We start from the raw sequence: 24,863 nt of genomic DNA on the forward strand, positions 1-24,863 counted from the left end.
TGGTGGACGGGTGGGAGCACCCGGAGGTGTCCCCACCCGTCAGCACGCTACTGGGCCGCCCGGTCCGGGCGCTCCGAGATGCGGATGGCGTTCACGATCGTCGAGCCCTCCCGGGTGGCGAAGCGGACGTTGAGCTGCCCGTCGGTGACCTTCACCGTGTACTGCCTGCTCACCGCCGTGTACGTGCCCGCCTCCAGGGCCAGGTCGAGCGCCGGGATCGCCAGCTGCCCCTCGACCAGCACGTCGAAGACGCGGTCGCCCATGCGCGTGTTGCGCAGGTCGGCGAAGTCCAGCTCGACGGTGTACGTGCCGGCGGGCACGTCGTCGAAGCGGTACTCCAGCATCTTCTCCCTGGCGGTCCTGAACAGCGACTGGTCGTCGGTGCCGTGGACGGTCCTGCGCGTGTCGACCGTCTTGTTCGAGTTGGCCACGTAGCCGTAGCCGCCCGGCGCGTACTTCTTGTCGGCCGACCAGGTGTCACCGGCCTCGTCGGTCACGCTCCTGCGGCCGCCCGCGTCGATGGCCACCTGCAGCTTGGGCACCACGACCGTCACCTTGATCTCGATGGTCGGGTGCCGGCCGCTGGCCGACTCGACGAGCAGCGTGCCGGTGCGGACCGTGCCGGGAGCGACGCCGTCGCTGGAGACCGTCGCCGTCAGCGTCGCCTTCTCCCCCTTGGCCAGCTCGCCCGAGGCCGGGGTGGTGGCGAACCAGGGCTCGGAGGTTACCGTGTACGGCGTGGGCGAGCCCAGGTTGGTCAGCTCCAGCGTCCGGGTGCGGGTGGAGTCGGCCGGCATCACCACGGTCAGCTCCGCGGCCGACGCGCTCACCTGCCCGGTGACCAGCGCCGTGTCGATGCGCGTCACCGCTGTGGGCGCGATCGTCACCGCCTGGGTGAAGGTGCCGTAGTGCTCCTTGGAGACCACCACGTCGTAGTCGCCGGCCAGCACCTGCCCGTAGAACGTGCCGTCCTCGCCGGTCGTGAACGTGGCCACGTCGCCCACCTTCACGCTCGCCCCGGCCAGCGGCTGCCCGTCGTTGGCGTCGGTGACCACGCCGGCGACCAGGCCGTGCCGGCTCGCGGTGAACATCAGGCCCTGCCCGGTGGACAGCACCGGCTCCTCGTAGGAGTACAGCAGGGCGTCGTCGCCCGCCGCGTTCTCGATGCCGACGGTCGCGCTGGAGCCCTGGTCGCGCTCGCTGTCGACGTCCTTGTAGCGGAAGCCGATCGAGCCGTCCTCACCCAGCAGCGCCGCGAACGACAGCCGCTGCTCCGAGTCGTTGTAGTAGTTGACGTCGCGCCACTCCACGACGTACGTCCGGTGCGGCGCGGTGCCCGTCACCGCCGTGTAGACGCCGGCCTGGTCGTCCACCGTGAGGTCGTCCCAGTACGGGTAGACCGCGTTGTTCGGGGTGCCCGTGGTGGGCAGCCGGCCGTTGCTGCCGGTGGTGACCCGGTCGGTGGCGAACGTGACGTACCCGTTCGTGCCGATCCACGCCTTGGCGTACCCCTTGCCGTAGAAGGGGATCTGGAACGGCAGCGTCACCTGCTGGGCCTCGTCGTCGCCGGTCAGCGCCAGCTTCTCGGTGCCCCCCACGTATGCCTGGGAGCCGCTCGCGCAGGTGTAGCCGAAGTTGTCGCCGCGCAGCGGCAGCTCGATGTCCTTGGTCACGTCGCCGGAGACCGAGACGGACGCCGTCGTGCCGCTGGAGCAGCGGGAGACCGGCGTGACCGTGAGCTCGTAGTCGCCGTGCGGCAGCGTCAGGCTGTAGTGGCCCGCCGCGTCGGTCACGGCGCTGATCGGCGTGCCCCCGGCCGCCACCGTGGCGCCCGCCTCGGGCGTGCCGGCCGTGCTGACCGTGCCGGACACCACGCCCGACTCCTTCTCGGTCATGGTCACGTCCGCGGTGGTGGACTGGTCCGCGGTGATCGTGGCGGTCGCGCCGCCCTTGTCGTAGCCGAACTTCTCGGCGCTGATCTCGTACTCGCCGGGCAGCAGGCGCGGGACGGCGTACGTGCCGTCCTCGCCGGTCGTCACGGTGCGGCTCAGCGGACCCGAGACGGTGACCGTGGCGCCCGCCACGGGCTCGCCGCCCGCGGTGACGGTGCCGGCCAGGTCGCCGACCCCTTCGTGCGGCGCGGCCTGCACGGCGGCGTACGCGTCGAGCCGGCCCTCGCCCCAGATGTTGTTGTCTGCCGCGGTGCCGCCGCAGGCGGTGTCGTCGACGTCGATCGCGCTGCCGTCGAGCAGCGGCCGGGTGGCCGCCACGTTCCCCTGCAGGCCCGGCGCGGCCGACCAGATCAGCGCGACCGTGGCCGCCACGTGCGGCGAGGCCATCGACGTGCCGGTGTAGCTGTCGTAGGAGTCGCCGGGCACCGAGGAGCGCACGTTGACGCCCGGGGCCGCGATGTTCGGCTTGATCTCGCCGTTCTCGCCCTCGCCCTTGCTGGAGCGGGCGTACAGGGCGTTGTTGATGTCGAAGCCGCCCGCGCTGTAGCTGATCTCGTAGTCGCCGGGCGAGCCGCTGGTGCGGCAGGCGGGACCCTCGTTGCCGTTGGAGAACGCCGGGAAGATCCCGGCCGCGACCCACGCCTCGACCGTCGGCTTGTACCAGAAGTCCAGCCCGGGGCCGCCCCAGGAGTTGTTGACGATGTCGGGCGCCAGGTCAGGGCGCGGGTTCTCGCCGTTCAGGTCGGTCGGCGCCAGGATCCACTGGCCGGCCGCGAGCAGGGAGGCGTCGGTGCAGGTGTTGAGCTCGCACCCCTTCGCGGCGATCCACTTGGCGCCGGGCGCGACGCCGATGCCGTTCGCGCCGACCATCGTGCCCATGGTGTGCGTGCCGTGGCCGTTGTTGTCGCACGGCTCGGCCGACGGGCAGATGCCCGCGGGGTCGAACCAGTTGTAGTCGTGCGTGAAGGTGCCGTCCGGGTTCCTGCCCCGGTAGCTCCCCACCAGCTCGGGGTGGTCGAACTGGGCGCCGGTGTCGATGTGGGCGACGACGATGCCCTCGCCGCGGTCGCCCAGCTCGTCCCAGACGCGCGGCGCGTTGATCCGGTCGATGTTCCACTCGACCGCGTCGACCTTGTTCTCTGCCTTGCCGGGAACCGGCTCGGGCAGCGAGACCGTGTGAACCGGCTCGATGCTCTCGACCTCGGGCAGCTTGGCGATCTCGCCCGTCAGCTTCTCGTCGGCGGTCACCCGTACCGCGTTGACGATCCAGTACGGCGTGTAGTCGGCATGGCGGGAGTCGAGCAGCTTGCGCAGGCCCGCCTGGGAGGTCTTGGCCTGCTCGGTCTTCGCCTCGAAGACCTGCTCGGCCTTCTCGTCCTTGGTGACGGCCCGGCGGGCGCCGCTCAGGTCGGCGTCCCCCTTCATCCGGACCCAGAAGGTGGCCTTGTCGTCCTGCGACAGCCGCGCCTGGACACTCGCGTCGATCTTGGTGGGGTCGGGCGCCGCGTGGGCCGCGGCCTGCGGGACGGATAAGCCTGCGACGACGACGATCCCGGTGAGGACCGCCCGCCAGCGGAGGGTGTTGCGCACGCGCCTCTCCTTCGAGACTCGAACATGAGGTGATCTTTACGCCTCTGTCGAGAAGGGTGGAGAGATCTTGTCGAGAATGCAAGACTTGACGCGAAATGAAATCTTACTGCCAGAAATGTAATCTGGTCAGCTGAAATGTCGCCACATGGGCCAAATAGTGGACCATGGGCGTTCAAGTCCCTGACAGAGATAGACCGGCATGCCCTGTTCCTCGTTGTCGAGATCCACGCCGTTGTCGACCATGGCCTTGCGCTCGCACGAGGCGAACAGCGCCCGGCCGCCGGGGCCGATGTTCACCAGGACCGCCGTGGTGCCGCTCTCGGGCGGAGGGCCGTACTCCCAGAGCTGGTTGTGCCCCGAGTAGACGCGCGGCACCCCCGCCTGGGCCAGCGCGCCGTACTCGCCGTAGTTGCCGGTCATGACCACCGCCCGCGCCCGCTCATCGGGCGGGAGCGTCCGGAGGACGCCGTCGACCGCCGCGACGAACTCGGGCCAGCCGACCGACTCGCCCGACACCTCGTTGATCGCCGGCACCGGGGTCGCGCCCAGCACGGACGCGGGGATGAGGGGTAACGCGATCAGCGCCGAGCCCAGCCCGTTGAGCACCAGCGCGGTCCGCCACGAGCGCCCGGCCGCCTCCACGCTCACGCAGCCCGCGGCGAACAGCATGAGGATCAGCCCGCCCGTGTAGTCGAAACGCCCGCCGCTGATCAGCGTCAGCGCCGCCGCGACCGGGTAGGCGATGGCCAGCGCCCGCACCCGCCGGTCCCGCCACATCCGCACGAACCCGAACGCCGCCATGATCGACACCACCGGCCCGAACAGGACCAGCTGCATCGGCACGAACAGCACCCGCATCTCGGCGCCCTTGTCCTCGCTGAGCGCCGCCGCCATCGTCAGCTGCGGCCAGCCGTTGGTGATCTGGTACAGCAGGTTCGGCAACGCGATCACCACCGCTACCAGCGCGCCCGCCCACAGCCACGGGCTCGCCAGCAGCCGCCGCGGGCCCGCGGCCAGCAGCCCCACCGCGAGGCCGATCACCAGCATCGCGATGAGGTGCTTGTTGTAGGTGGCCAGCCCGATCATCGCGCCGGCCGCCAGCCACCAGCGCGGCTGCTCGCGCAGCAGCGCCTTCAGCATGAGCAGGATGGTCGCCGCCCACAGCGGCAGGTCGAAGCTGAGCGTCAGCATGGAGTGGCCGGCCATCAGCGCGTACGCGCCCGTCGCCGTGCCCAGAGCGACCATGAACTGCGCCGCCGGGCCGCCGTCCAGCTCCCGCGCGACCAGCGCCATGAGCACGACCAGGATCGCGATGCTCAGGGCGGGGAACACCCTGATCCCGGTGAGCGTGTCGCCGAACAGCGCGATGCCGGCCCTGGCCAGCATCGGCGTCAGTGGCGGCTGGTCGACGTACCCCCAGGCGGGGTGCTCGGACAGCACGCGGAAGTACAGCTCGTCACGGTGATAGCCGTAGCCGGGGCTCAGCGCCAGCAGCACCCCGAACAACAGGACCGCGATGGACGTGACGGACCGCCACGCCAGGGGCCGTTCCATGGGCACCAAAGCTAGATCACTTTACGCGGACTTGTCACGACCGATGACCCAGCTGTTTCATGATCGCAAAGAGGTACGCCTTGATCTGCCCGGCGTCCTCGTCGTCGGGATGGCCGCCGAGGTGGCCGAGCACCGCGGCCGCCAGCAGCTCCTGCACCACGTCGAGGTCGGTGTCCGGCGGGAGGCCGCCCTCGTCACGCGTGCGGGCCAGGATCTCGCGCACGAACCCCGCCCGGCGCCCGCCGTTGACCTGCCGGTAGGTCGCGACCAGCTCGGGGTAGTCGTCGACGCTGCCGTAGAGGCGGCGCAGCAGGACGCGGTTGCGCGGCTCCGACAGGTGCTCGGCCCACTCGCCGAGCATGTGGTCGAGGTCGCGCCAGCCGGTGAAGCCCGGGTCGTGGTCGTGGTTGGCCCACTCCAGGGCCTGGACCAGCAGCTCGGTCTTGCCGGCGTAGCGGCGGTAGACCGTCGCCCGCGTCACCCCGGCGCGCCGGGCGACCTGCTCGATGCTGGTCTGGGCGGCGCCGTGCTCGATGAGCAGGTCGAGCGCGGCGGCCAGGATCGCGGTGTCGGCCTCCCGGCTGCGCGGCCGGCCCGCCGGCCGCGCGGGGCGGCCGGCGGCGCCCCGGCCGGTGCGCGGGCCGGTGGTCGTGTCGTTCGTCGCCTCGCCGGTCACGTGGTGTCCCAGGTGACCGGGAGGCTGTGCACGCCGTAGATGAGCATGTCGGTGCGGAGCGGCACCTCGTCAGGCGCGGCCGCCAGGCGCAGCGACGGGAAGCGCCGGAACAGCGCCGGGAAGCCGGCCCGCATCTCCACCCTGGCCAGCTGCTGGCCGAGGCACTGGTGCACGCCGTGCCCGAAGCCCACGTGCCCGGCGGTGTCGCGCAGCACGTCGAGCGTGTCGGGGTCGGGGAAGCGGCTCGGGTCGCGGTTGGCGGCCTGGAGGGAGACGGTGACCGTCTCGCCCTTGGCGACCAGTTCGCCGCCCAGCTCGACGTCCTCCAGCGCCGTACGGACCAGGAAGGGGATGACGCCGAGGTAGCGCATCAGCTCCTCCACCACCTGGTCCACCCGCCCGGGATCGTCGCGCAGCAGGGCGAGCTGGCCGGGGTGGCGCAGCAGCGCGAACGTGCCCAGGGCCAGCATGTTGGCCGTCGTGTCGAGCCCGGCCCCCAGCAGCATGAAGCCGATGTTGGCCAGCTCCTCGTCGGTCAGGTCGCTCTGGGCCAGGCCGCTCAGCATGTCGTCGGCCGGCCGGGCCCGCTTGGCCACGATCAGCTCGCGCATGTGCGCCTGCAGCGCCAGGAACGTGGAGATCTTCTCCTCCTGTGACAGGTCCTGGCGCGTGAGCCGGGTGCCCTGGGACATGAAGCCGGCCCGGTCCTCCTCGGCCACGCCGAGCAGCTCGCAGATCACGACCGCCGGGACCGGGGCCGTGAACGCCTCCACCAGGTCGGCCGGCGGGCCCTGCCGCTCCATGAGGTCGAGCCGCTCCTCGGTGATCTCCTCGATCCGCTCGGAGAGCCGCCGCATCCTGCGCACGGTGAACTCGCCGGTGAGCAGGTGGCGGTAGCGGGTGTGCTCGGGCGGGTCCATCCCGATGAACATCCCGGGAGGCGACGGCTGCCCCGCGCCACCGCTCTCGATGGGGATGTGGCGCAGCTCGGAGCGGGCGCTGAAGCGGCGGTCGGCCAGCACCTCGCGCACCAGGGCGTGGCTGGTGGCCAGCCAGCCCCGGTGGCCGTCGGGGTAGTCCAGGCGGGCCAGGGGACGGCTCTCGCGCAGCTCGGCCAGGGCGTCGGGCGGGTCGAACGGCGTCGGCCGCCCCGTGGGGAAGGTGAGCGCCTCGGTCTCGGACATCTCGGATCTCCTCTCGATATGAATACAGTACAGCTCTGTATTGAAACTTGGCGACCCCGGCGGGCGGCACGTCGCGTTGCGCGATCATGGTCTGCCGGATAACCTGTTCCCCATGCGAAATCTCGCCCAGCTCCAGTGGTGGCGCCGCTCCTAGGCGGCGCGTGTTTCGCATTCCTCAACGGACGGCCGCCCCGGATGGCGGCCTTTCTCGTGTCCGCCCCCGGGGCTCGATCATTTGACGTGGTGAAGGGGCAGGAAGTGGAGACGAGCGGATATACCACCGCCGGGGGCATCGGCGTCGAGCGCGAGGTCCGCGACGTGGACGAGGCCGCGCTGGAGGAGATCGTGACGGCGCTCGCGCACCGGCGCGGCGGCGCGTTCTCCTCGGGCATGGACTACCCGGGCCGTTACAGCCGATGGGCCTTCGGCTACGTCGACCCGTGCGTGGAGCTGGTCGCCAAGGGCCGCACCATCTCGGCGACCGCGCTCAACGCCCGCGGCCGCGTGGTGCTGCCCGCCGTCGCCTCCTGCCTGCTGGCCGCGGGCAAGCCGGTCGCCGAGCCCACGCCCGACCGCGTCGAGGTGCACGTCCCCGAGTCGGCCGACCTGCTGCCGGAGGAGATGCGCAGCCGCCGGCCCACGGTCTTCACCGCGATCCGCGAGGTCATCGCCGCCTTCAAGGGCGACGACGCGCACCTCGGCCTCTACGGCGCGTTCGGCTACGACCTGGCCTTCCAGTTCGAGCCCATCAGGCAGGAGCTGGCCCGCCCCGACGACCAGCGCGACCTCGTGCTGCACCTGCCCGACCGGCTCGTCGTGATCGACCGCCAGCGCGAGACCAGCGTCGAGCTCCGCTACGAGTTCACCGTCGACGGCGCCACCACCCGCGGCCTGGAGCGCACCGGCGCCACCGCCGACCCCGTCACCCCCGCCGAGCCGCCCGCCGACCCCGTGAAGGGCGAATACGCCAAGATCGTCGCCGCCGCGAAGGAGAAGTTCAAGCGCGGCGACCTGTTCGAGGTCGTGCCCGGCCAGGTCTTCCACTCCGTCTGCGCCGACCCGCCCGCCTTCTACCGCCGCCTGCGCCACAGCAACCCGGCGCCGTACGAGTTCATCATCAGCCTCGGCGAGGGCGAGCACCTGGTCGGCGCCTCGCCCGAGATGTACGTCCGGGTCAGCGGCGACCGCGTCGAGACCTGCCCCATCTCCGGCACCATCGCCCGCGGCAGCAACCCGGTCGAGGACGCCGAGGCCATCCGCACCCTCCTGTCCAGCGTCAAGGAGGAGTCGGAGCTGACCATGTGCACCGACGTCGACCGCAACGACAAGTCGCGCATCTGCGTCCCCGGCACGGTCAAGGTCATCGGCCGCCGCCAGATCGAGATCTACTCCCGCCTGATCCACACGGTCGACCACATCGAGGGGCGGCTGCGCCCCGAGTTCGACGCGCTCGACGCCTTCCTCACCCACATGTGGGCCGTCACCGTCACCGGCGCGCCCAAGACGTGGGCCATGCAGTTCATCGAGGACCACGAGGCCACCACCCGCCGCTGGTACGGCGGCGCCATCGGCTTCATCGGCTTCGACGGCTCCATGAACACCGGCCTGACCCTGCGTACCGCGCAGATCAGGGACGGCGTGGCCAGCGTGCGGGCCGGCGCCACGCTGCTGTTCGACTCCGACCCCGAGTCGGAGGAGCGCGAGACCGAGCTGAAAGCCAGCGCCCTGCTCGGCGCCCTGGCCGCGGTCAACAAGTCCGACCCCGTGCCGGCCACCGAGCTCAGGCCGCAGCCGGGCCGGGGCATGAAGGTGCTGCTCGTCGACCACGAGGACTCCTTCGTCAACACGCTGGCCGACTACTTCCGCCAGGAAGGCGCCGACGTGGTGACGCTGCGCCACGGCTTCCCCGTCCACATGATCGACGACATCGCGCCCGACCTGGTCGTGCTCTCGCCCGGCCCCGGCTGGCCGTCCGACTTCGGCATGGCGGCGCTGCTCGACGAGCTGTACGCCCGCGACCTGCCGGTGTTCGGCGTCTGCCTGGGCCTGCAGGCCATGGTGGAGCAGGCCGGCGGCTCGCTGGAGCTGCTCGACTACCCCGAGCACGGCAAGCGCGGTCAGGTCTCCCGGGTGGTGCCCGGCAGCGCGCTGCTGGAGGGGCTGCCCGACGAGTTCACCGCGGCCCGCTACCACTCGCTGCACGCCAAGCGGGCGGGCGTCGTCGGCTTCACCGCGACCGCCCTCACCCCCGACGGCAACGTCATGGCCATCGAGGACGTCGAGCGGCGGCGCTTCGCCGTGCAGTTCCACCCCGAGTCCATCCTCACGCAGGAGGGCGGCGCGGGCGCGAAGATCATCGCGAACGTCCTTCGCCTGTGCCGCAGGGAGCCGGCGCGGGCCGGGGCACGGCAGGGCTAGGTAAAACCGGCGCGGGGGCGTGCGGGGCTCCCCTAGAGTCTCCCGCATGCTCCCCGTAGACCTGCCCGGCACGGTGCGTGACGCGCTGCTGGCCCCGCTCGTCGACCACCACTGCCACGGGGTGCGCCGCGACGACCTGAGCAGGGCCGCGTTCGAGCTGCTCGTCAACGAGGGCGGCAGCCCGGCGCCGCCCGGCACCACCCACTTCGACACCGCGTTCGGCATGGCCGTGCGCCGGTGGTGCGCGCCGGTGCTCGACCTGGAGCCGCACGCGCCGCCGGCCGTCTACGTCTCCCGCCGCGAGGAGCTGGGGGCCGCCGAGGTCAACCGGCGGCTGCTGGCCGGGGCCGGGGTGGTGGCGTTCCTGGTGGACGGTGGCGCCGACGGCGTGGGCGACGCCGACCTGCTGACCGCCACCGAGATGGGCCGCCACGGCGGCGCCGCCGCCGACGAGCTCGTCCGGGTCGAGCGGATCGAGCGGGCCGTGGCCGAGAGCGCCCCGCTGGCCGTCGACTATCTCGACGGCCTCGGCGACGCGCTGGCCGCCAGGGCCGCCAAGGCGGTCGCGTTCAAGAGCGTCGCCGGGGCGCTGTGCGGGCTCGACTTCGACCCGGCCAGGCCGAGCAGGGGATCGGTGATCGCGGCGGCCAACCGGCGGCTGTCGGACCCGAAACGGCCGCTGACCGACGAGGTGCTGCTGCGCCACCTGCTGTGGAGCGCGGTCGACGCGGCCAGGGAGCGGGGGCTGCCGCTGCAGCTCCACGCCGGCTTCCGGCCGGCCGCGCCGGGGGAGACCTCCCTCCCGTGGGTCGACCTGCACCGCGCCGACCCGGGCCGGCTGAACGAGTTCGCCGGGCTGGTGCAGCCGCTCGGCGTGCCGATCGTGCTGCTGCACTGCTACCCCTACCACCGGCAGGCCGCCTACCTCGCCTCCCTCCACCCGCACGTCTACGTCGACGCCGGCCTCGCCCCGCCGCACGCCGCCGCCGCCTCGGCCCGGGTCATGGCGGAGCTGCTGGAGCTGGCGCCGTTCCACAAGCTGCTGTACGGCTCCGCCTGCCACGGCGTGGCCGAGACCGGCTACCTGGGCGCGCTGCACTACCGGCAGGCGCTCGGCGCGGCGCTGGGCGCGCGGCTGGCGGCGGGGGAGTGGAGCCCCGCCGACGCGGCGCGGGTGGCCCACATGATCGGCTCGGGCAACGCCCGCCGCGTCTACCGCCTGTGAACTGCGCGGACAGGGGGGCCGGGTCGTGCCGCGCGGTCCCCACCTGGTTTGCTGGGGGCCGTCACACCACCGAACCCGAGCGGAGGGCCCTCATGGCCGCGGCCGAACCCGAGACCGACGTCAAGTTTCGCAGCGACGTGGACGTGGAGCTGGTCAAGGCCGCCGCGTCGGACGCCGACGTGCTGTGGGCCGCGCGGGTCTCCACGAAGGGCGAGAGCTCCCTGGCCGAGATCGAGGCCGATCCCGCGCGCTCCCGCGGCCTGATCAACTTCCTGATGCGCGACAGGCACGGCACGCCGTTCGAGCACTCCTCCATGACTTTCTACGTCAGCGCGCCGATCTTCGTCTTCCGCGAGTTCATGCGGCACCGGACGTTCTCCTACAACGAGGAGTCGGGTCGCTACCGCCGGCTGACGCCGGTCTTCTACGTGCCGGGGCCCGACCGCAAGCTGGTGCAGGAGGGCAGGCCCGGCAAGTACGTGTTCACGGACGGCACGGCCGAGCAGCACAAGCTGGTGGCCGAGGCGACCCGGGAGAGCTGCCGGCAGTCCTACCGCGCCTACCTGGAGATGCTGGAGGCCGGGGTGGCGCGCGAGGTGGCCCGCACCGTGCTGCCGGTGGGCCTCTACTCCTCGATGTACGCCACGTGCAACGCCCGCGCCCTGATGAACTTCCTGTCGCTGCGGGTGCGGCGTGACGACTCGGCCTTCCCGTCGTTCCCGCAGCGCGAGATCGAGATGGTCGCCGAGAAGATGGAGGCGATCTGGGCGGAGCTCATGCCGCTGACGCACGCGGCGTTCGAGGCCAACGGGCGCGTCTGCCCCTGACGGTCGGCTCGGCGGCGCGTCACCAGAAAAAGCGATTGTTATTCGCATTTATCGACCGAAATCAGCCGCGCACCATGACAGCGCCATTACTTAAAGTCAGCTTCGTGCCGTTTGGGGGGAAACGGTTGTGGCGCCTCATCGGTGGTGTAACACTCGATTTCGAGCGCATCGGCGTGCCGGGGAGGGAGCCGGGCGCTCACGACCCGGAGCCGTCAAGGAGGTGAACGACACGACCGGAATTCGTTTCCGGTCCCTAGGGTGGGGTTGGTAAATGTCGTTGAACCCGCGCTTGGTCAAAGAGAGTTTCTCCGTCATCGAGCCGGTGGCCGGCAAGGCCACGGCCTACTTCTACGGTCGCCTGTTCGCCGAGAGCCCGCAGCTGCGCGGCATGTTCCCGCCGGCCATGAACGTCCAGCGCGACCGGCTGTTCAGCGCGCTGACCCGGGTCGTGTGGAGCCTGGACAGCCCCGACAGCTTCGCCGCGTACCTGGGCCAGCTGGGCCGCGACCACCGCAAGTACGGCGTGATCGCCGAGCACTACACCGCCGTCGGCAACGCCCTGCTCGCCACCGTCCGGCGCTTCGCCGCCGACATCTGGACCGAGGAGATCGAGGCGGCCTGGGTCGCGGCGTACAACGCGGCCGCCACCGTCATGATCGAGGCGGCCCGCGCCGACGCCGGGGTCTCGCCCGCCTGGTGGCCGGCCGAGGTGGTCGACCACGAGCCGCGCCACCGCGACATCGCGGTCATCACGCTGCGGCCCGCGCAGCCGCTGCCGTACGCGCCGGGCCAGTACATCAACCTGCAGACCGCGCGCTGGCCCCGCGTCTGGCGCACCTTCTCCATCGCCAACGCCCCGCGCCCCGACAACACGATCAAGCTGCACGTCCGATCGGTCCCGGGCGGCTGGGTGTCCACCACGCTCATCCGGCACACCCGCATCGGCGACACGGTCATGCTGGGGCCGCCGATGGGCACGATGGGGCCGGACGACGACAGCACGCGCGACCTGCTGTGCGTGGCGGGCGGCACCGGGCTGGCGCCGCTGAAGGCGATCATCGAGCACGTCATCGCCTCCGGCCGACGGCCCAACATCCACCTCCTGTACGGCGCGCGTACGGCCGGCGAGCTGTACGACCTGCCCGACCTGATCAGGATGGAGTCGTCGTTCCCCTGGCTGCGGGTGCTGCCCGTCGTGTCGGACGAGCCCTCGTACGACGGGATGCGCGGCCACCTGCCCGAGGTCACGCAGCGCTTCCACTCCTGGGCCGAGCACGACGTGTACGTGTGCGGCCCCACCGGCATGGTCAACGAGACGGTCCGCCGCCTCCAGGCCGACGGCGTGCCCCTGGCGCGCATCCACCGCGACGTCGTCCACACCGAACCCTGACCGCCCGGTCCGCAGATCTTGACAGCGGCGGCCGGAGGGTGCGAGGTGGGAGGTGGACACGCCAACGTGGAGGTGGACTGTGCCATCCCCCGTGCCATCCCTCACCGGCCGCCGGATGGCCGGCGGGCTGCTGACCGTGACGCTCCTCCTCACCCCCGCCGCCGCCCTGGCCTCATCGGCCGTCCCGCTGACGGAGCTCGGCACCGACTCGTACGCCAACGCCACCAGCCAGCACGGCACCCAGGCCGGGCCCGACACCTTCCACGCCGGCACCACCATCGTGGCCGCGCAGCAGGCGGGCCGGTTCTTCGACGGCGGGGCGTCCGGCATCGCCTTCGCCGCCTCCGCCGACGACGGCGCCACGTGGACCAGGGGCGTCCTGCCCGGGATCACGGCGTTCGGAGGCGGGCCGTACCAGCGGGTCAGCGACCCGTCGGTGGCCTTCGACGCCCGGCACGGCGTCTGGCTGATCTCCTCGCTGGCGCTCACCGACACCCGCGGGGTCACCGGGGCGGCGGTGCTCACCAGCCGCTCCACCGACGGCGGCCTGACCTGGGACGAACCGGTCACGACCGCCGTCGCGGGCGAGGGCGACCTCGACAAGAGCTGGATCGCCTGCGACAACACCCCGCGCAGCCCCTACCACGGGCGCTGCTACACCGTGTTCGACGACGCCGCCGCGGGCCACGCCGTCACCGTGTCGCGCTCCACCGACGGGGGCCTGACCTGGGAGGCGTCCGCCACGTCCGGGACCGGCCTGGGCGGGCAGCCGGTCGTCCGGCCCGACGGCGCCGTCGTGGTGCCGTACCTGAGCAGGGAGGGGCAGATCCGCTCCTTACGCTCCCGCGACGGCGGCGAGAGCTGGGGCGCGAGCGAACTCGTCGCGACCGTGCGGCGGCACACCGTCGCCGGCGGGCTGCGCGCCACGCCGCTGCCCTCGGCCGAGACGGACGCGGCCGGCACCGTGTACGTCGCCTGGCACGACTGCCGCTTCCAGCTCGCCTGCGGCGGCAACGACATCGTCATGAGCGCCTCGGCCACCGGCGAGGAGTGGGGCCACGTCACGCGTGTCACGCAGGACGGCGGCGACCACGTCATCCCCGGCCTCGGCGTCGACCCGGCGAGCTCCGGCGACACCGCGCGGCTCGCCGTCACCTACTACCGCTACCCGGCCGCCGCCTGCACGGCCGCCACCTGCCGTCTCACGGTCGGCTACACCTCCTCCGCCAACGGCGGGGCGACCTGGTCGCCGCCCGTGGAGCTGCACGGGCCGATGGAGCTCGGCTGGCTGGCCAACAGCGCGCAGGGCCGCATGGCGGGCGACTACCTCTCGACCTCGGTGCTCCCCGGGGGCAACGCCTTCGTGGCCTTCACGGCCGCCGGGCCGCCGTCGGGCGGGGCGTACTCCATGCGCACCTACACCGTCACGGGCGGGCTGGACATCACCGGCGGCGGCCCCGCCCCCCTCTCGATCGAGGCCCCCGTGGCGCCCGGCGAGCCGTCCCCCACCCTGCCCGCCACCGTCCGCTAGCGCTGCTGGAAGGCGGCGGCCGTCTCCTCGTCGTTGGGCCAGAACGTCTCGATGGCCAGCTCCGAGACCGTCACGTCCACCGGCGTGCCGAACGTCGCGATCGTGGTGAACATCGACAGCACCCGGTCACCCGCCGCGATCCGCAGCGGCAGCAGGATGTCCGCCGGCCCCGGCACGTGCGCCACGTTCAGGTCCACGCCCTCGTACGTGTACGAGGCCAGCTCGTCGTGCAGCTCCGCCAGCCGCCCGTCGCCGGACGACTCGGCCTGCCGGCGCAGCTGGTGCAGCAGGTGGGCCCGGACCTCGGGCAGGTTCAGCAGCCGGCCGCCCATCGCCTCCGGGTGCAGCGACAGCCGCATCACGTTGACCGGCTCCTTCAGCAGCTCGGCCGGCACCCCCTCCATGAACATCCCCGCTGCCGAGTTGGCCGCCACCAGGTTCCACGCCGCGTCCACCACGACCGCCGGGTACGGCTCGTGGCCGGCGAGGATCTTGTCCAGCGCCTGCCGTACGATGCCCATCTCCGGCGCGCGCACCTCCCGTTCGGGATAGACCGGCGCGAACCCGGCCGAGACCAGCAGCCTGTTGCGGTGCCGCAGCGGCACCTCCAGCTCCTCGGCCAGCTTCATCACCATCTCGCGGCTCGGCCGGGCGCGACCCGTCTCCAGAAAACTGATGTGGCGGGCCGAGACGTCGGCCTCGATGGCCAGGTCGAGCTGGCTCACCCGCCGGCGCTGCCGCCACGAACGCAGCAACCCGCCGAAGGACTCCTCATGGTGTACGGCCACGGCTCCCATGCCCGGCACGCTATCGCGGAGAGGGAAGCGTCTCGATTACCTGTCAGGTAATGCGACCTCGTGGGAGGAAAACTCCCAGTGCTCAGAACCTGTCGGTGCCGCGTGGCACGATGGCCGCACGCGGAGGCCGCAAACGACAAGGAGCGATGCCATGAGTGACGCAGTCCTCGCGATAGGCACCAGAAAAGGCCTGTTCCTGGCCAGATCGAGCGGCGGCGGGCCGTTCGAGATCGAGCCGATCCAGTTCTCCACCGTCGCGGTGCACTCGGTGGCGATCGACACCCGCGGCGCCACCCCCCGCCTCCTCGCCGGCATCGAATACGGGCACTTCGGCCCGTCGGTCATGCACTCCGACGACCTCGGCACGACCTGGGGCGAGGCGGAGCAGCCGCCCATCGCCTTCCCGGAGAAGACCGAGGCGACCCTGGCCAAGGTCTGGCAGCTCGCGCCCTCACCGTCCGAGCCCGGCGTGGTGTGGGCCGGGGTCGAGCCGGCCGCGCTGTTCCGCTCGGAGGACGGCGGCGTCACCTTCCGGCTCGTCGAGGGGCTCTGGGAGCACCCGCACCGGCCGCAGTGGCAGCCGGGCGGCGGCGGCCTGTGCCTGCACACGATCGTCCCGCACCCGACCGACCCCCAGGTCATGGGCATCGCGGTGTCGGCGGCCGGCTTCTACCGCACCACCGACGGCGGCCTGTCGTGGGAGGCCGCCAACCGCGACATCCGGGCCCCGTTCTTCCCCGAAGGCCAGCAATATCCGGAGTTCGGGCAGTGCGTGCACAAGGTCACGATGGACCCGTCCCGGCCCGAGCGGCTCTACCTCCAGCACCACTTCGGCGTCTACCGCAGCGACGACTTCGGCGGCAGCTGGCACGACATCGGCTCGGCGCTGCCGTCCGACTTCGGTTTCCCCATCGCGGCGCACCCGTCGAGGTCCGGCACGATCTTCGTGCTGCCGCTGACCGCCGACATGGACCGCACGCCGGTCGACCACCGCTACCGCGTCTTCCGCAGCGACGACGCCGGGCAGACGTGGCAGCCGTTCGGCTCGGGGCTGCCCGAGGGGCCGGTGCACGGCAGCGTGCTGCGCGACGCGATGACCGCGTCGGAGGCGGGGCTGTTCTTCGGCACGCGCGACGGCGAGGTCTACTGCTCGCGCGACGACGGCGAGAGCTGGTCGCTGGTCGCCCGGCACCTGCCCGACGTGCTCACCGTGCGGGCGGCGGTGCTGTAGCCGATGGTGACCATGGTGGTCTTCGTGCTGCCCGGCATGCTGCGGCGGTGGGTGAGCGGGCGCGCGGAGGTCAAGGTCTTCGCCGTCGCCTCCGACCGCGACTCGCCGCCCACCCTGGGCTCCGCGCTCGACATGCTGCGGCGCACGCACCCCCTGCTGGAGGAGCGGCTGCGCGACGAGTACGGCCGCATCCGCCGGCACATCAGCATGATCGTGTGCGGCGAGAACGCCCACGGGCTCGGCGGGCTCGACTGCGCCCTGCCGCCGGGCGCCGAGATCTACGTCACGCCCGCGCTGGCCTGAGCCTTTCACCACGGCGAGCCGCGCCGCCGTGGTGTCCGGGCCTTCGCCGGGACGGCGGCGATGCCTGTGGGACAGAAGTGGTAGATCTTTGGGAGAGGTGACATATCGGAAAGAGTCTGCGCCATGATGGGGCATGTGGCCGTCACCTTGACAGGCTGATGGCGGCACGGACTCCACCATGCCCCCTGGAGATCGAATGTCCCGACCGCTGATCGGTATCACCGCCTACTTCGAGGCCGCCCGCTGGAGCGACTACGTACGCGAGGCCGTGCTGTCGCCCCCCTCCTACGCCGCGGCGGTCGGGCGGGCCGGGGGCGCGCCCGTGGTCCTGCCACCGATCGGCACCCCCGCCATCGACGACTACGTCCACGGCCTCCAGGGCGTGGTCCTGGCCGGAGGCGTGGAGGTCGGCGCCGACACCTACGGCGGCGAGCCCGACGAGCGGGCGCCCGAGCCGCAGCACCACCGCGACCGGTTCGAGCTGGCCCTCGCCAGGGCGGCCATCCAGGCCGACCTGCCGATCCTGGCCATCGCCAGGGGCATGCACGTGCTCAACGTCGCCCAGGGCGGCACGCTGATCCCCTGGCTGCCCCAGGTGCTCGACAACGACCGCCACGGCGAGCCGGGCGCGAGCCACACCATCCAGGTCAGCGTCTCCAGCAAGCTCGGCAAGGCCGTGGGCGAGCGGGTGGAGGTCAGCGCGCCCCACCACCAGTCCGTACGCCGCCTCGGCAGCGGCCTGCTGGCCGTGGCCTGGGCCGAGGACCAGATCGTCGAGGGGATCGAGCTGCAGGGGCACCGGTTCGGCGTGGGCGTGCAGTGGCACCCCGAGCGCGACGGGGACAAACGGCTCTTCGATGCGTTCATCGAGGCGGCCCGCTAGGCTGCGATCATGCCGCTGCATCCCCAGGCGCGGGCCTATCTCGCCCGCTACGCGCCGGACGCGGAGGCCGACCTCGACTCGATCGGCCCGGACGAGATCAGGGAGCGGCGCGCGGCGCCCGACCCCCTGGCGATCCAGCGCGGCCCGCTGACCAAGCTGCCCTTCGTCCGTGACGAGCAGGCCGAGGGCGTGCCCATCAGGATCTACCGCGCCGACCCCGGCGACGGCGCGCTGCCCGTCGCGGTCTTCTTCCACGGCGGCGGGTGGGTCTACGGCAGTGTCAAGCGCAGCGACGCGCTCTGCCGCGACCTGGCCATCCGCACCCGCGCGGTCGTGGTGTCCGTCGACTACCGCCTCGCCCCCGAGCACCCGTTCCCGGCCGCCGCCGACGACGCCTGGACCGTCGTGCGCGACCTGTTCGCCCGGCCCGCCTTCTACCAGTGCAACGGCGGCGTCGCGGTCGTCGGCGAGAGCGCCGGCGGCAACCTCGCCGCCGTCGCCGCCTGGCGGGCCCGCGACGCCGGGCTGGCGCTGCGGCACCAGGTGCTGATCTGCCCGGCGCTCGACCTGGCCATGGACACGCCGAGCTACCGCGAGTACGCCAAGGGCCACGGGTTGCGGGCCGCCGAAATGGCGTGGTGCGCCACGACATACGCGGAGGGTGCGGATCCGGCCGACCCGCTGCTGTCGCCGCTGCGGCTGCCCGACGTCGCGGGCCTGCCGCCCGCGACCGTGGTGACGGCCGAATGCGACGTGCTGCGAGACGAGGGCGAGCGCTACGCCGAGCGCCTGGCCGGGGCGGGCGTGGCCGCCGAGGCACGCAGGTTCGACGGCATGATCCACGGCTTCTTCGGGCTGCCCGGCCTCTTCGACCAGGCCACCGAGGCCCGCGACTACGTCGCCGAGCGCCTGCGGGAGTTCCTGTGACGGGCGAGAGGACGCCGGCGACGGGCGAGCGGGCAGCGGCGACGGGCAAGGGGGCAGCGGCGACGGGCACCAAGCTCGTGACGGGGGAGGGGGCGCGGTGACGTACACCAAGCTCAAGACCGACACCCCGGCCGAGGGCGTGCTGCGGGTCACGATCAGCGAGCCCGGCCGGCTCAACGCCGTGGACGCCACCGCCCACCGCGAGCTCAGCGAGATCTGGCGCGACGCCGACCGCGACGACACCGTCAGGGCCGTCGTCGTCAGGGGCGAGGGCCGGGCGTTCTCCGCCGGCGGCGACCTGTCCATGATCGAGGAGATGACCCGCGACCACGCCACCAGGCTGCGCGTGTTCGCCGAGGCCCGCGACCTCGTCTACAACGTGATCAACTGCTCCAAGCCGATCGTCTCGGCCATCGAGGGCCCGGCGGTCGGCGCCGGGCTGGCCGTGGCGCTGCTGGCCGACATCTCCGTGGCGGGCCGCACCGCGCGGATCATCGACGGTCACACCAGGCTCGGCGTCGCGGCGGGCGACCACGCGGCGATCGTGTGGCCGCTGCTGTGCGGGCTGGCCAAGGCGAAATACCACCTGCTGCTGTGCGAGCCGGTCACGGGCGAGCAGGCCGAGCGGATGGGCCTCGTCAGCCTGTGCGTGGACGACGACCAGGTGCACGACAAGGCCATGGAGATCGCGGTCAGGCTCGCCTCCGGCGCCCAGGAGGCCATCAGGTTGAGCAAATATTCGCTCAACAACTGGCTGCGCCTGGCCGGGCCCACCTTCGACGCCTCCCTGGCCATGGAGTTCCTCGGCTTCACGGGCCCCGACGTGGCCGAGGGTGTGCGCGCGCTGCGCGAGAAGCGGCCGCCGTCGTTCGGCTGACCAGGCACGCGGGTGTGCTTTCCCCCGCGGCGGGTAGCGGGGGTTGGACGGGGGGCGGCCTGGGTCGCGCGGATGTCGAGGGCCTGTTCACCGAGGCCGAGAACGTTGCTCCGGGGACGAGGCAGAGGCTCACCCCGGCCTGCACGCACCACGGCCGCCTCCCCTTACTTTAAGCCCGAGGCCCGCGGGCGTGGAAGACCTCAAGCAACGGGGCCCGGAGGCATAAGCCTCAAGCCCGGGGCCTGCGGGCGTGGAAGACGAAGGCCGGGGGAGCGTTGCGCCACACCGTACGCCCCGGCACCACCTCCTCGAACCGCTCGGCCAGCAGCGCGCGGAAACGCCGGGCCGAGCTGAGCGGGATGGCGTGAATGTAGGAGAACGTCGTGAACGCCGCCCCCGGGCTCATCGCCGACGTCACCGCGTCCAGCAGGGAGCGCTGCGCCGCCCGCGGGAAGGCCGCCCACGGCAGCCCGCTCACCACCACGTCCGCCTGCCGCAACCCGCGCCCGGCGAGCAGTTCCCCGAGCCGCGCGGCGTCGGCGTGCACCACGTCCACCGCCGGGAACCGCCCGGCCAGCAGCCGCGCCAGCGGCTCGTTGACCTCCACCGCCAGGTGGTGGCCGCGCCCGCCCAGCCGCTGCTGGATCTCCGCGGTGAACGGCCCGGTGCCGGGGCCGAGCTCCACCACGATCGGCTCGCCGCGCTCGGGGACGGGGGCGCACACGGCCGAGGCGAGCCGCCGGGAGCTGGGCGCGACCGCGCCGACCGTGGCGGGCGCGCGCAGGAACTGGCCGAGGAACAGAGCGGTGTCGTTGGACATGCCTCCGAACGTAAGCCAGTGATCATGCCCGGCTGCTCCCCCGCCGGGGCGGATCTCGCGGCCACTTGGAGGAGGCGGGTCCTCCAAGTGGAGGACCGGGCCGCACGACGCGGACGGATACGGTGTGGGGCATGCGTTGGCGTGGTTTGCCGCTGGATGTCCTGCTCGCCGTCTCCGGCGTGGGGCTGGACCTGCTGACCACGGCGCACGCGGGCGGCACCGAGTACCTGCCCGCCGACATGAACATCGTGATGGCGCTGCTGGCCGGCCTGCCCATGGGGTTCGTCAGGCGCCGGCCGGTGCCGGTCACGATCTACCTGGCCGGGCTCCTCATCGTGACCGACCAGCTCGGGTCGTTCACCTCCAACACGGCGCAGATCCTCGCCTGCGTGGCTCTCGGGGTGGCGGGATACCGCAGCGGCTGGCGGTCCGTCGCGCTGGCGGTGGGCGTCACGGTCGTGGCGACCGCGGTCAACATGGCCGACCCCGGCATCGCGTTCACCACGAACAGCTGGGTGTACTCGGTGTTCCTGCCGATCTTCCCCGCCCTGCTCGGGGCGTACCTGCGGGGCTCGGCGGGGCGGCTGGAGGAGCGGGACGTCACCCCCGACGCGCTGCTGGCCGCCGGCGGGGTGGCGATCACCGTGCTGAGCACCTGGACCAGCTGGCACACGGGCACCCAGCCGGTCTGGGTGGTCGGGCTGCTGGCCGTGGTCGGCGGCCTGTCGCTGGGGATCGCCCGGCGGCTGCCCGGGGTGGTCTTCCTGGCGCAGGGCGTCCTGCTCGTCTCCGCCGACACGTACCTGAACGAGGCCGTCAACACCTGCGTGATCCTCACCCTCGTCTCGATCGGCGTGTTCGCTATGCGGGTGAGCTCCTGGGCCTGGACGATCGTCGCGTACCTGACGGGCTGCCTGCTGACCGCGGTCGCCGTGGTCGGGCCCGACACCGTGGTCACCCCGTTCAGGACCGGGATCCTCATGACGCTGGTGGCCACCCCGATCGCGATCGGCCGCTACCTCGGCATGCGGCAGGCCGCGGCGGCGGCCGAGCGGCGGCGCGCCGAGGAGGCCGCCCGCGCGGCCGTCACCCAGGTGCGCGCCGACCAGCTCGCCGAACGCGAGCGCATCGCCCGCGAGGTGCACGACATCGTGGCCCACCACGTCGGGGCGATGGTGCTGCGCGCCGGCGCCGCCCGCTACGCCGCCCCCGACGGCCCCGTCGCCGACGCGCTCGCCGACATCCGCGAGACCGGGCACCAGGTGCTGCAGGACCTGCGCGAGCTGCTCGACCTGCTGCGCGACCCGGAACGCCGGCCCGAGCTGCTGGCCGACCCCTCCGACGTGGTCCGCGAGTCCGCCGAGCGCATGGCCGCCGCCGGCCTCCTCGTGGACCTCGACCTCGACCCCGCCACCGACCAGGCCCCGCTCATCGCCAGGGCCTCCGCCGCCCGCATCGTCCAGGAAGGACTCACCAACGTGCTCAAGCACGCAGGCCCCGGCACCCGGGTCCGCGTCACCGTCGCCCCCGCCGAGGACGGGCTGTCGGTGGAGATCCGCAACGGCCGCCCGCCCACCGCCGTCGAACGCCTGCCCTCGTCCGGGCGCGGCCTGGCCGGCATGCGCGAACGCGTGCGCACCCTCGGCGGCAGCCTCACCGCCGGTCCCGACGGCGAGGGCGGCTGGCTCCTCGCCGCCAGCCTCCCGTCGAGGAGCGCCGCGTGATCCGGGTGCTGGTGGCCGACGACCAGGCGCTCGTACGGGCGGGCGTGCGGATGCTGCTGCAGGCCGCGGGCGACATGGAGGTCGTGGGCGAGGCCGAGGACGGCGCCGGCGCGGTGCGCCTGGCCGAGCAGCACCTGCCCGACGTGATCCTCATGGACCTGCGCATGCCCCGGGTGGACGGGCTGGAGGCGATCAAACGGGTGCTCGCCGCCCGGCCGGGCGCCCGGATCGTGGTGCTGACGACGTTCGCCGAGGACGCCAACGTCTACGCCGCGCTGCGGGCCGGCGCGGTCGGGTTCCTCGTCAAGGACGACGAGCCGGAGCGCATGGTCGACGCCGTACGGCGGGCCGCCGCGGGGGAGCAGCTGCTCGCGCCGTCGGTGCTGCGCCGGGTCGTGGAGCGGTTCCTGTCGGCCGAGGAGCAGTCCGCCGCGCCCCCGCCCGCCGGGCTGACCGAGCGGGAGGTGGAGGTGCTGGCGCTGGTCGGCACCGGGCTGTCCAACGCGGAGATCGCCGAGGAGCTGCATGTGGGGGTGACGACGGTCAAGACCCACATCGCGGCGGCCATGGAGAAGCTGGGCCTGCGCAACCGCATCCAGGCCGCGGTCGTGGCCCACCGCACGGGCCTCGTGGACGCCTCCTTCCGCCCCGTACCCCGCCCCCGCCCCTGATGCGCGCCCCTGTCGGCGAGAACCGGGCGGTCCCCGGGTCGTGGGCGCCGGCGGCGGCGCGCCGTCCGGGCACGGTCACCGGAAGTCTCCCGCCGCCACTAGGGTCATGGGTGTGGTGTATGTCAAGATCTGCGGGTTGAGCGAGCCCGAGCACGTGGCCACCGCCGTCGAGGCGGGCGCGGACGCGATCGGGTTCGTCATGACCCGGAGCCCGCGCCGGATCACCCACGAGCGGGCCGCCGAGCTGGCCGCGCTGGTGCCCGACCACGTGCTGACCGTCGGGGTGTTCCGCGGCGAGGACCCTGACACCGTCCGGGCGGCGGCGCTGGCGTCCGGGGTGCGGGCCATCCAGTTGCACGGCAGGCACCCGCACGGCGACTTCACCGCGCTCAAGGACCTCGGCCTCCGGCTGATCAGGGCCGTGGACGCGGAGGCCGACCTGCGGTGCGGGGCCTACGACGAGGACCTGCTCCTCGTGGACGCGCCGCACGCCGGCTCGGGCGAGCCGTGGGACTGGGCGGCCGTCCGCGGCCGCCCGTCCGGCCACTGGCTGCTGGCCGGGGGCCTCACGCCCGCCAACGTGACGGAGGCGATCGCGGCCGCCGACCCGTGGGGGGTCGACGTGTCCAGCGGCGTGGAGCTCTCGCCCGGGGTGAAGGACTCGGGCCTCATCCGCGCGTTCCTGCGGGCGGTGCGGACCGACGGCTGATCCCGTGCAGGGGCGGAATGCCGCGTGGCCGGGTCCGGTGCGGGCGGTGGTGGCGTGACGGGCGATGCCGGGAGGAAGGCGGATCCTGTGGTTCCGAGGCCGAGGGTGGCGGCGTGATGGCTGAAGGCGCCGTGCCGGGATCGGAGGAGGCGGATCCGGCGGTGGATCTGGCGCGGGCGGTGCGGTTCCAGCACGACTTCGCCCGGCGCAGGGCACCCGGCGTGGTGGCGGTGCCGGGCGGGTTCGCGGTGCTGGACGACCGCTTTCCCGGCTCCCACGACGACAACAAGGTGATCGTGCGCACCGCCGCCACCGAGCCGCCCGGCGCCGCGGCGGAGAGGGTGGTGCGGGCCGCCGACGAGGTGCTCGGGCGGCGCGCGCATCGGCTGGTGTGCGTGGACGACGACCGGCTGGGCGCGGCGTTCGCGCCCGCGTTCGCCGCGGCCGGCTACGAGCACGAGACCAACCTGATCATGGCCTTCCGCGGGGAGACCCCGGCCGCACCGCCCGCGGCCGAGCGGCTCACGATGGCGGAGCTGCTGCCGGTGGTGCGCCGCGACTGGCGCGCGACGCTGCCCCAGGCACCGGACGAGGTGGTCGACGGGCTGGCCAGGCGCGTGGAGGCCCGGCTGCGCGGCGCCGACGCGGTGAGCTTCTGGGGCGTACGCGCGCCGGACGGCGAGATCGCCGCCAGGGCCGACCTGTACGTGCACGAAAACGTCGCCCAGATCGAGAGCGTCTTCACCGGAGAGGCGTACCGGGGGAAGGGGTACGCGCGTGCTCTCATGAGCGCGCTCCTCGGCCGGGCGGCGGAGGCCGAGCTGATCTTCCTGGTGGCCGGCGCGGCCGACTGGCCGAAGGACTTCTACGCCGGCCTCGGCTTCGCCGAGCTGGGCCGTACCCACGCCTTCCTGCGCGCCTGAGCGCCCGCGTCAGCCGGGGCGGGAGCGGGCCGCTGCGTTCGAGTTCTACGCAGTAGGGTCTGCTGCGTGAGCGAAACTTCCGCCGAGGACCGGATCTGGACGGTTCCCAACCTCCTGAGCTTCCTGCGCCTCCTGGGCGTCCCTGTCTTCCTCTGGCTGGTTCTCGGGCCGAAGGCGGACGCGTGGGCCATCGGGATCCTCGCGGTGGCCGGGTTCACCGACTGGCTCGACGGGAAGATCGCCCGGGCGTTCAACCAGACCAGCAACCTCGGCCGGATCATCGATCCGGCGGCCGACAAGCTGTACGTCTTCGCCACCATCGCCGGCCTGCTGCTCCGCGAGGTCATCCCGTGGTGGCTGGTCGTGGTCATCCTGGGACGCGAGCTCTTCGTCGCCTGTTTCATCCCCGTACTTCGCAAACATGGCTATAAGGCACTTCAGGTGCATTTCCTGGGCAAGGCCGCCATGTTCAACCTCATGTACGCTTTCCCTCTCCTCTTCCTTGCCTCCCACACGGGATGGTATGCCGATATAGCCCGAATTGTCGGGTGGGCGTTCGCCCTTTGGGGAACGGGCCTGTACTGGTGGGCAGCGGTGTTGTATGTGGTACAGGTGCTCCAACTCGTAACCTCGGCCAAAAAGGAGTGATCG

The 24,863-nt window shown here is 72.5% G+C and carries 21 protein-coding genes; 15 read left to right on the top strand and 6 right to left on the bottom strand.

Features of this window, described 5'->3' with window-relative positions:
- Positions 1-47: 47 nt before the first annotated feature.
- The 4 genes from FH608_RS15020 to FH608_RS15035 all read right to left on the bottom strand — a co-directional run bounded on the left by FH608_RS15020 (position 48) and on the right by FH608_RS15035 (position 6,956).
- The gene (locus FH608_RS15020; protein WP_139631115.1) at positions 48-3,542 is read right to left on the bottom strand and encodes a S8 family serine peptidase; all 3,495 of its coding nucleotides are present in this window, start codon (positions 3,540-3,542) and stop codon (positions 48-50) included.
- Positions 3,543-3,668: 126 nt separating this feature from the next.
- Positions 3,669-5,096, bottom strand: a complete 1,428-nt coding sequence (locus FH608_RS15025; RefSeq protein WP_139631116.1) for a glycosyltransferase family 39 protein — start codon at positions 5,094-5,096, stop codon at positions 3,669-3,671.
- 34 nt (positions 5,097-5,130) lie between these two features.
- Positions 5,131-5,772, bottom strand: coding sequence for a TetR/AcrR family transcriptional regulator (locus FH608_RS53820; RefSeq protein ID WP_139631117.1), 642 nt, complete (start codon positions 5,770-5,772; stop codon positions 5,131-5,133).
- Entirely contained in the window at positions 5,769-6,956 is a 1,188-nt protein-coding gene (locus tag FH608_RS15035; RefSeq protein ID WP_139631118.1) for a cytochrome P450, read from the bottom strand. The genes FH608_RS53820 and FH608_RS15035 overlap by 4 nt, the downstream gene beginning before the upstream one ends.
- 258 nt (positions 6,957-7,214) lie before the next feature.
- Between FH608_RS15035 and FH608_RS15040 the strand changes: the two genes are divergently transcribed.
- The 5 genes from FH608_RS15040 (at position 7,215) to FH608_RS15060 (ending at position 14,347) form a co-directional block, all read left to right on the top strand.
- Positions 7,215-9,374, top strand: a complete 2,160-nt coding sequence (locus FH608_RS15040) for an anthranilate synthase component I (protein WP_139631500.1) — start codon at positions 7,215-7,217, stop codon at positions 9,372-9,374.
- A gap of 46 nt (positions 9,375-9,420) precedes the next feature.
- A complete protein-coding gene (locus FH608_RS15045) occupies positions 9,421-10,599 on the top strand; it encodes an amidohydrolase family protein (RefSeq protein WP_139631119.1) in 1,179 nt (392 codons plus the stop codon).
- A gap of 92 nt (positions 10,600-10,691) precedes the next feature.
- Positions 10,692-11,426 (top strand): FAD-dependent thymidylate synthase, encoded by a 735-nt coding sequence (gene thyX, locus FH608_RS15050; protein ID WP_139631120.1) that lies wholly within the window; start codon positions 10,692-10,694, stop codon positions 11,424-11,426.
- Between the two features lie 289 nt (positions 11,427-11,715).
- Entirely contained in the window at positions 11,716-12,816 is a 1,101-nt protein-coding gene (locus FH608_RS15055; protein ID WP_226899548.1) for a globin domain-containing protein, read from the top strand.
- A gap of 79 nt (positions 12,817-12,895) precedes the next feature.
- A complete protein-coding gene (locus tag FH608_RS15060) occupies positions 12,896-14,347 on the top strand; it encodes a sialidase family protein (RefSeq protein WP_193318431.1) in 1,452 nt (483 codons plus the stop codon).
- Here FH608_RS15060 and FH608_RS15065 read toward each other — a convergent pair.
- Positions 14,344-15,144 (bottom strand): helix-turn-helix domain-containing protein, encoded by an 801-nt coding sequence (locus FH608_RS15065; RefSeq protein WP_226899549.1) that lies wholly within the window; start codon positions 15,142-15,144, stop codon positions 14,344-14,346. The two genes, FH608_RS15060 and FH608_RS15065, sit on opposite strands and share 4 nt — an antisense overlap.
- A gap of 151 nt (positions 15,145-15,295) precedes the next feature.
- Here FH608_RS15065 and FH608_RS15070 point away from each other — a divergent pair, with 151 nt between their 5' ends.
- From FH608_RS15070 to FH608_RS15090, 5 genes are all read left to right on the top strand, one after another.
- On the top strand, positions 15,296-16,375 hold the full coding sequence (locus FH608_RS15070; protein WP_139631123.1) for a WD40/YVTN/BNR-like repeat-containing protein: 1,080 nt from the start codon (positions 15,296-15,298) through the stop codon (positions 16,373-16,375).
- A 3-nt stretch (positions 16,376-16,378) separates the two neighbouring features.
- Complete coding sequence (locus tag FH608_RS15075) at positions 16,379-16,678, top strand: ubiquitin family protein (RefSeq protein WP_139631124.1); 300 nt, start codon at positions 16,379-16,381, stop codon at positions 16,676-16,678.
- A 196-nt stretch (positions 16,679-16,874) separates the two neighbouring features.
- Positions 16,875-17,561, top strand: coding sequence for a gamma-glutamyl-gamma-aminobutyrate hydrolase family protein (locus FH608_RS15080; protein ID WP_139631125.1), 687 nt, complete (start codon positions 16,875-16,877; stop codon positions 17,559-17,561).
- A gap of 9 nt (positions 17,562-17,570) precedes the next feature.
- A complete protein-coding gene (locus FH608_RS15085) occupies positions 17,571-18,488 on the top strand; it encodes an alpha/beta hydrolase (protein ID WP_139631126.1) in 918 nt (305 codons plus the stop codon).
- Between the two features lie 97 nt (positions 18,489-18,585).
- Positions 18,586-19,365, top strand: coding sequence for an enoyl-CoA hydratase/isomerase family protein (locus FH608_RS15090; protein ID WP_139631127.1), 780 nt, complete (start codon positions 18,586-18,588; stop codon positions 19,363-19,365).
- Positions 19,366-19,594: 229 nt separating this feature from the next.
- Here the strand turns inward: FH608_RS15090 and FH608_RS15095 are convergent, their stop codons facing one another.
- Complete coding sequence (locus FH608_RS15095; protein WP_139631128.1) at positions 19,595-20,185, bottom strand: class I SAM-dependent methyltransferase; 591 nt, start codon at positions 20,183-20,185, stop codon at positions 19,595-19,597.
- Positions 20,186-20,316: 131 nt separating this feature from the next.
- On the opposite strand from FH608_RS15095, the gene FH608_RS15100 reads away from it, so the two are divergent.
- The 5 genes from FH608_RS15100 to FH608_RS15120 all read left to right on the top strand — a co-directional run bounded on the left by FH608_RS15100 (position 20,317) and on the right by FH608_RS15120 (position 24,860).
- Positions 20,317-21,909 (top strand): sensor histidine kinase, encoded by a 1,593-nt coding sequence (locus tag FH608_RS15100; protein ID WP_226899550.1) that lies wholly within the window; start codon positions 20,317-20,319, stop codon positions 21,907-21,909.
- Positions 21,906-22,580, top strand: a complete 675-nt coding sequence (locus tag FH608_RS15105; protein ID WP_139631129.1) for a response regulator — start codon at positions 21,906-21,908, stop codon at positions 22,578-22,580. Before FH608_RS15100 ends, FH608_RS15105 begins: the two co-directional genes overlap by 4 nt.
- Positions 22,581-22,686: 106 nt before the next feature.
- Positions 22,687-23,289 (top strand): phosphoribosylanthranilate isomerase, encoded by a 603-nt coding sequence (locus FH608_RS15110; protein ID WP_226899551.1) that lies wholly within the window; start codon positions 22,687-22,689, stop codon positions 23,287-23,289.
- A gap of 116 nt (positions 23,290-23,405) precedes the next feature.
- Positions 23,406-24,212, top strand: coding sequence for a GNAT family N-acetyltransferase (locus tag FH608_RS15115; RefSeq protein ID WP_226899618.1), 807 nt, complete (start codon positions 23,406-23,408; stop codon positions 24,210-24,212).
- A gap of 66 nt (positions 24,213-24,278) precedes the next feature.
- Complete coding sequence (locus tag FH608_RS15120; RefSeq protein ID WP_139631131.1) at positions 24,279-24,860, top strand: CDP-alcohol phosphatidyltransferase family protein; 582 nt, start codon at positions 24,279-24,281, stop codon at positions 24,858-24,860.
- Positions 24,861-24,863 lie beyond the last annotated feature (3 nt).

It is taken from the genome of Nonomuraea phyllanthi, from assembly GCF_006334985.2.
GTDB lineage: Bacteria > Actinomycetota > Actinomycetes > Streptosporangiales > Streptosporangiaceae > Nonomuraea > Nonomuraea phyllanthi.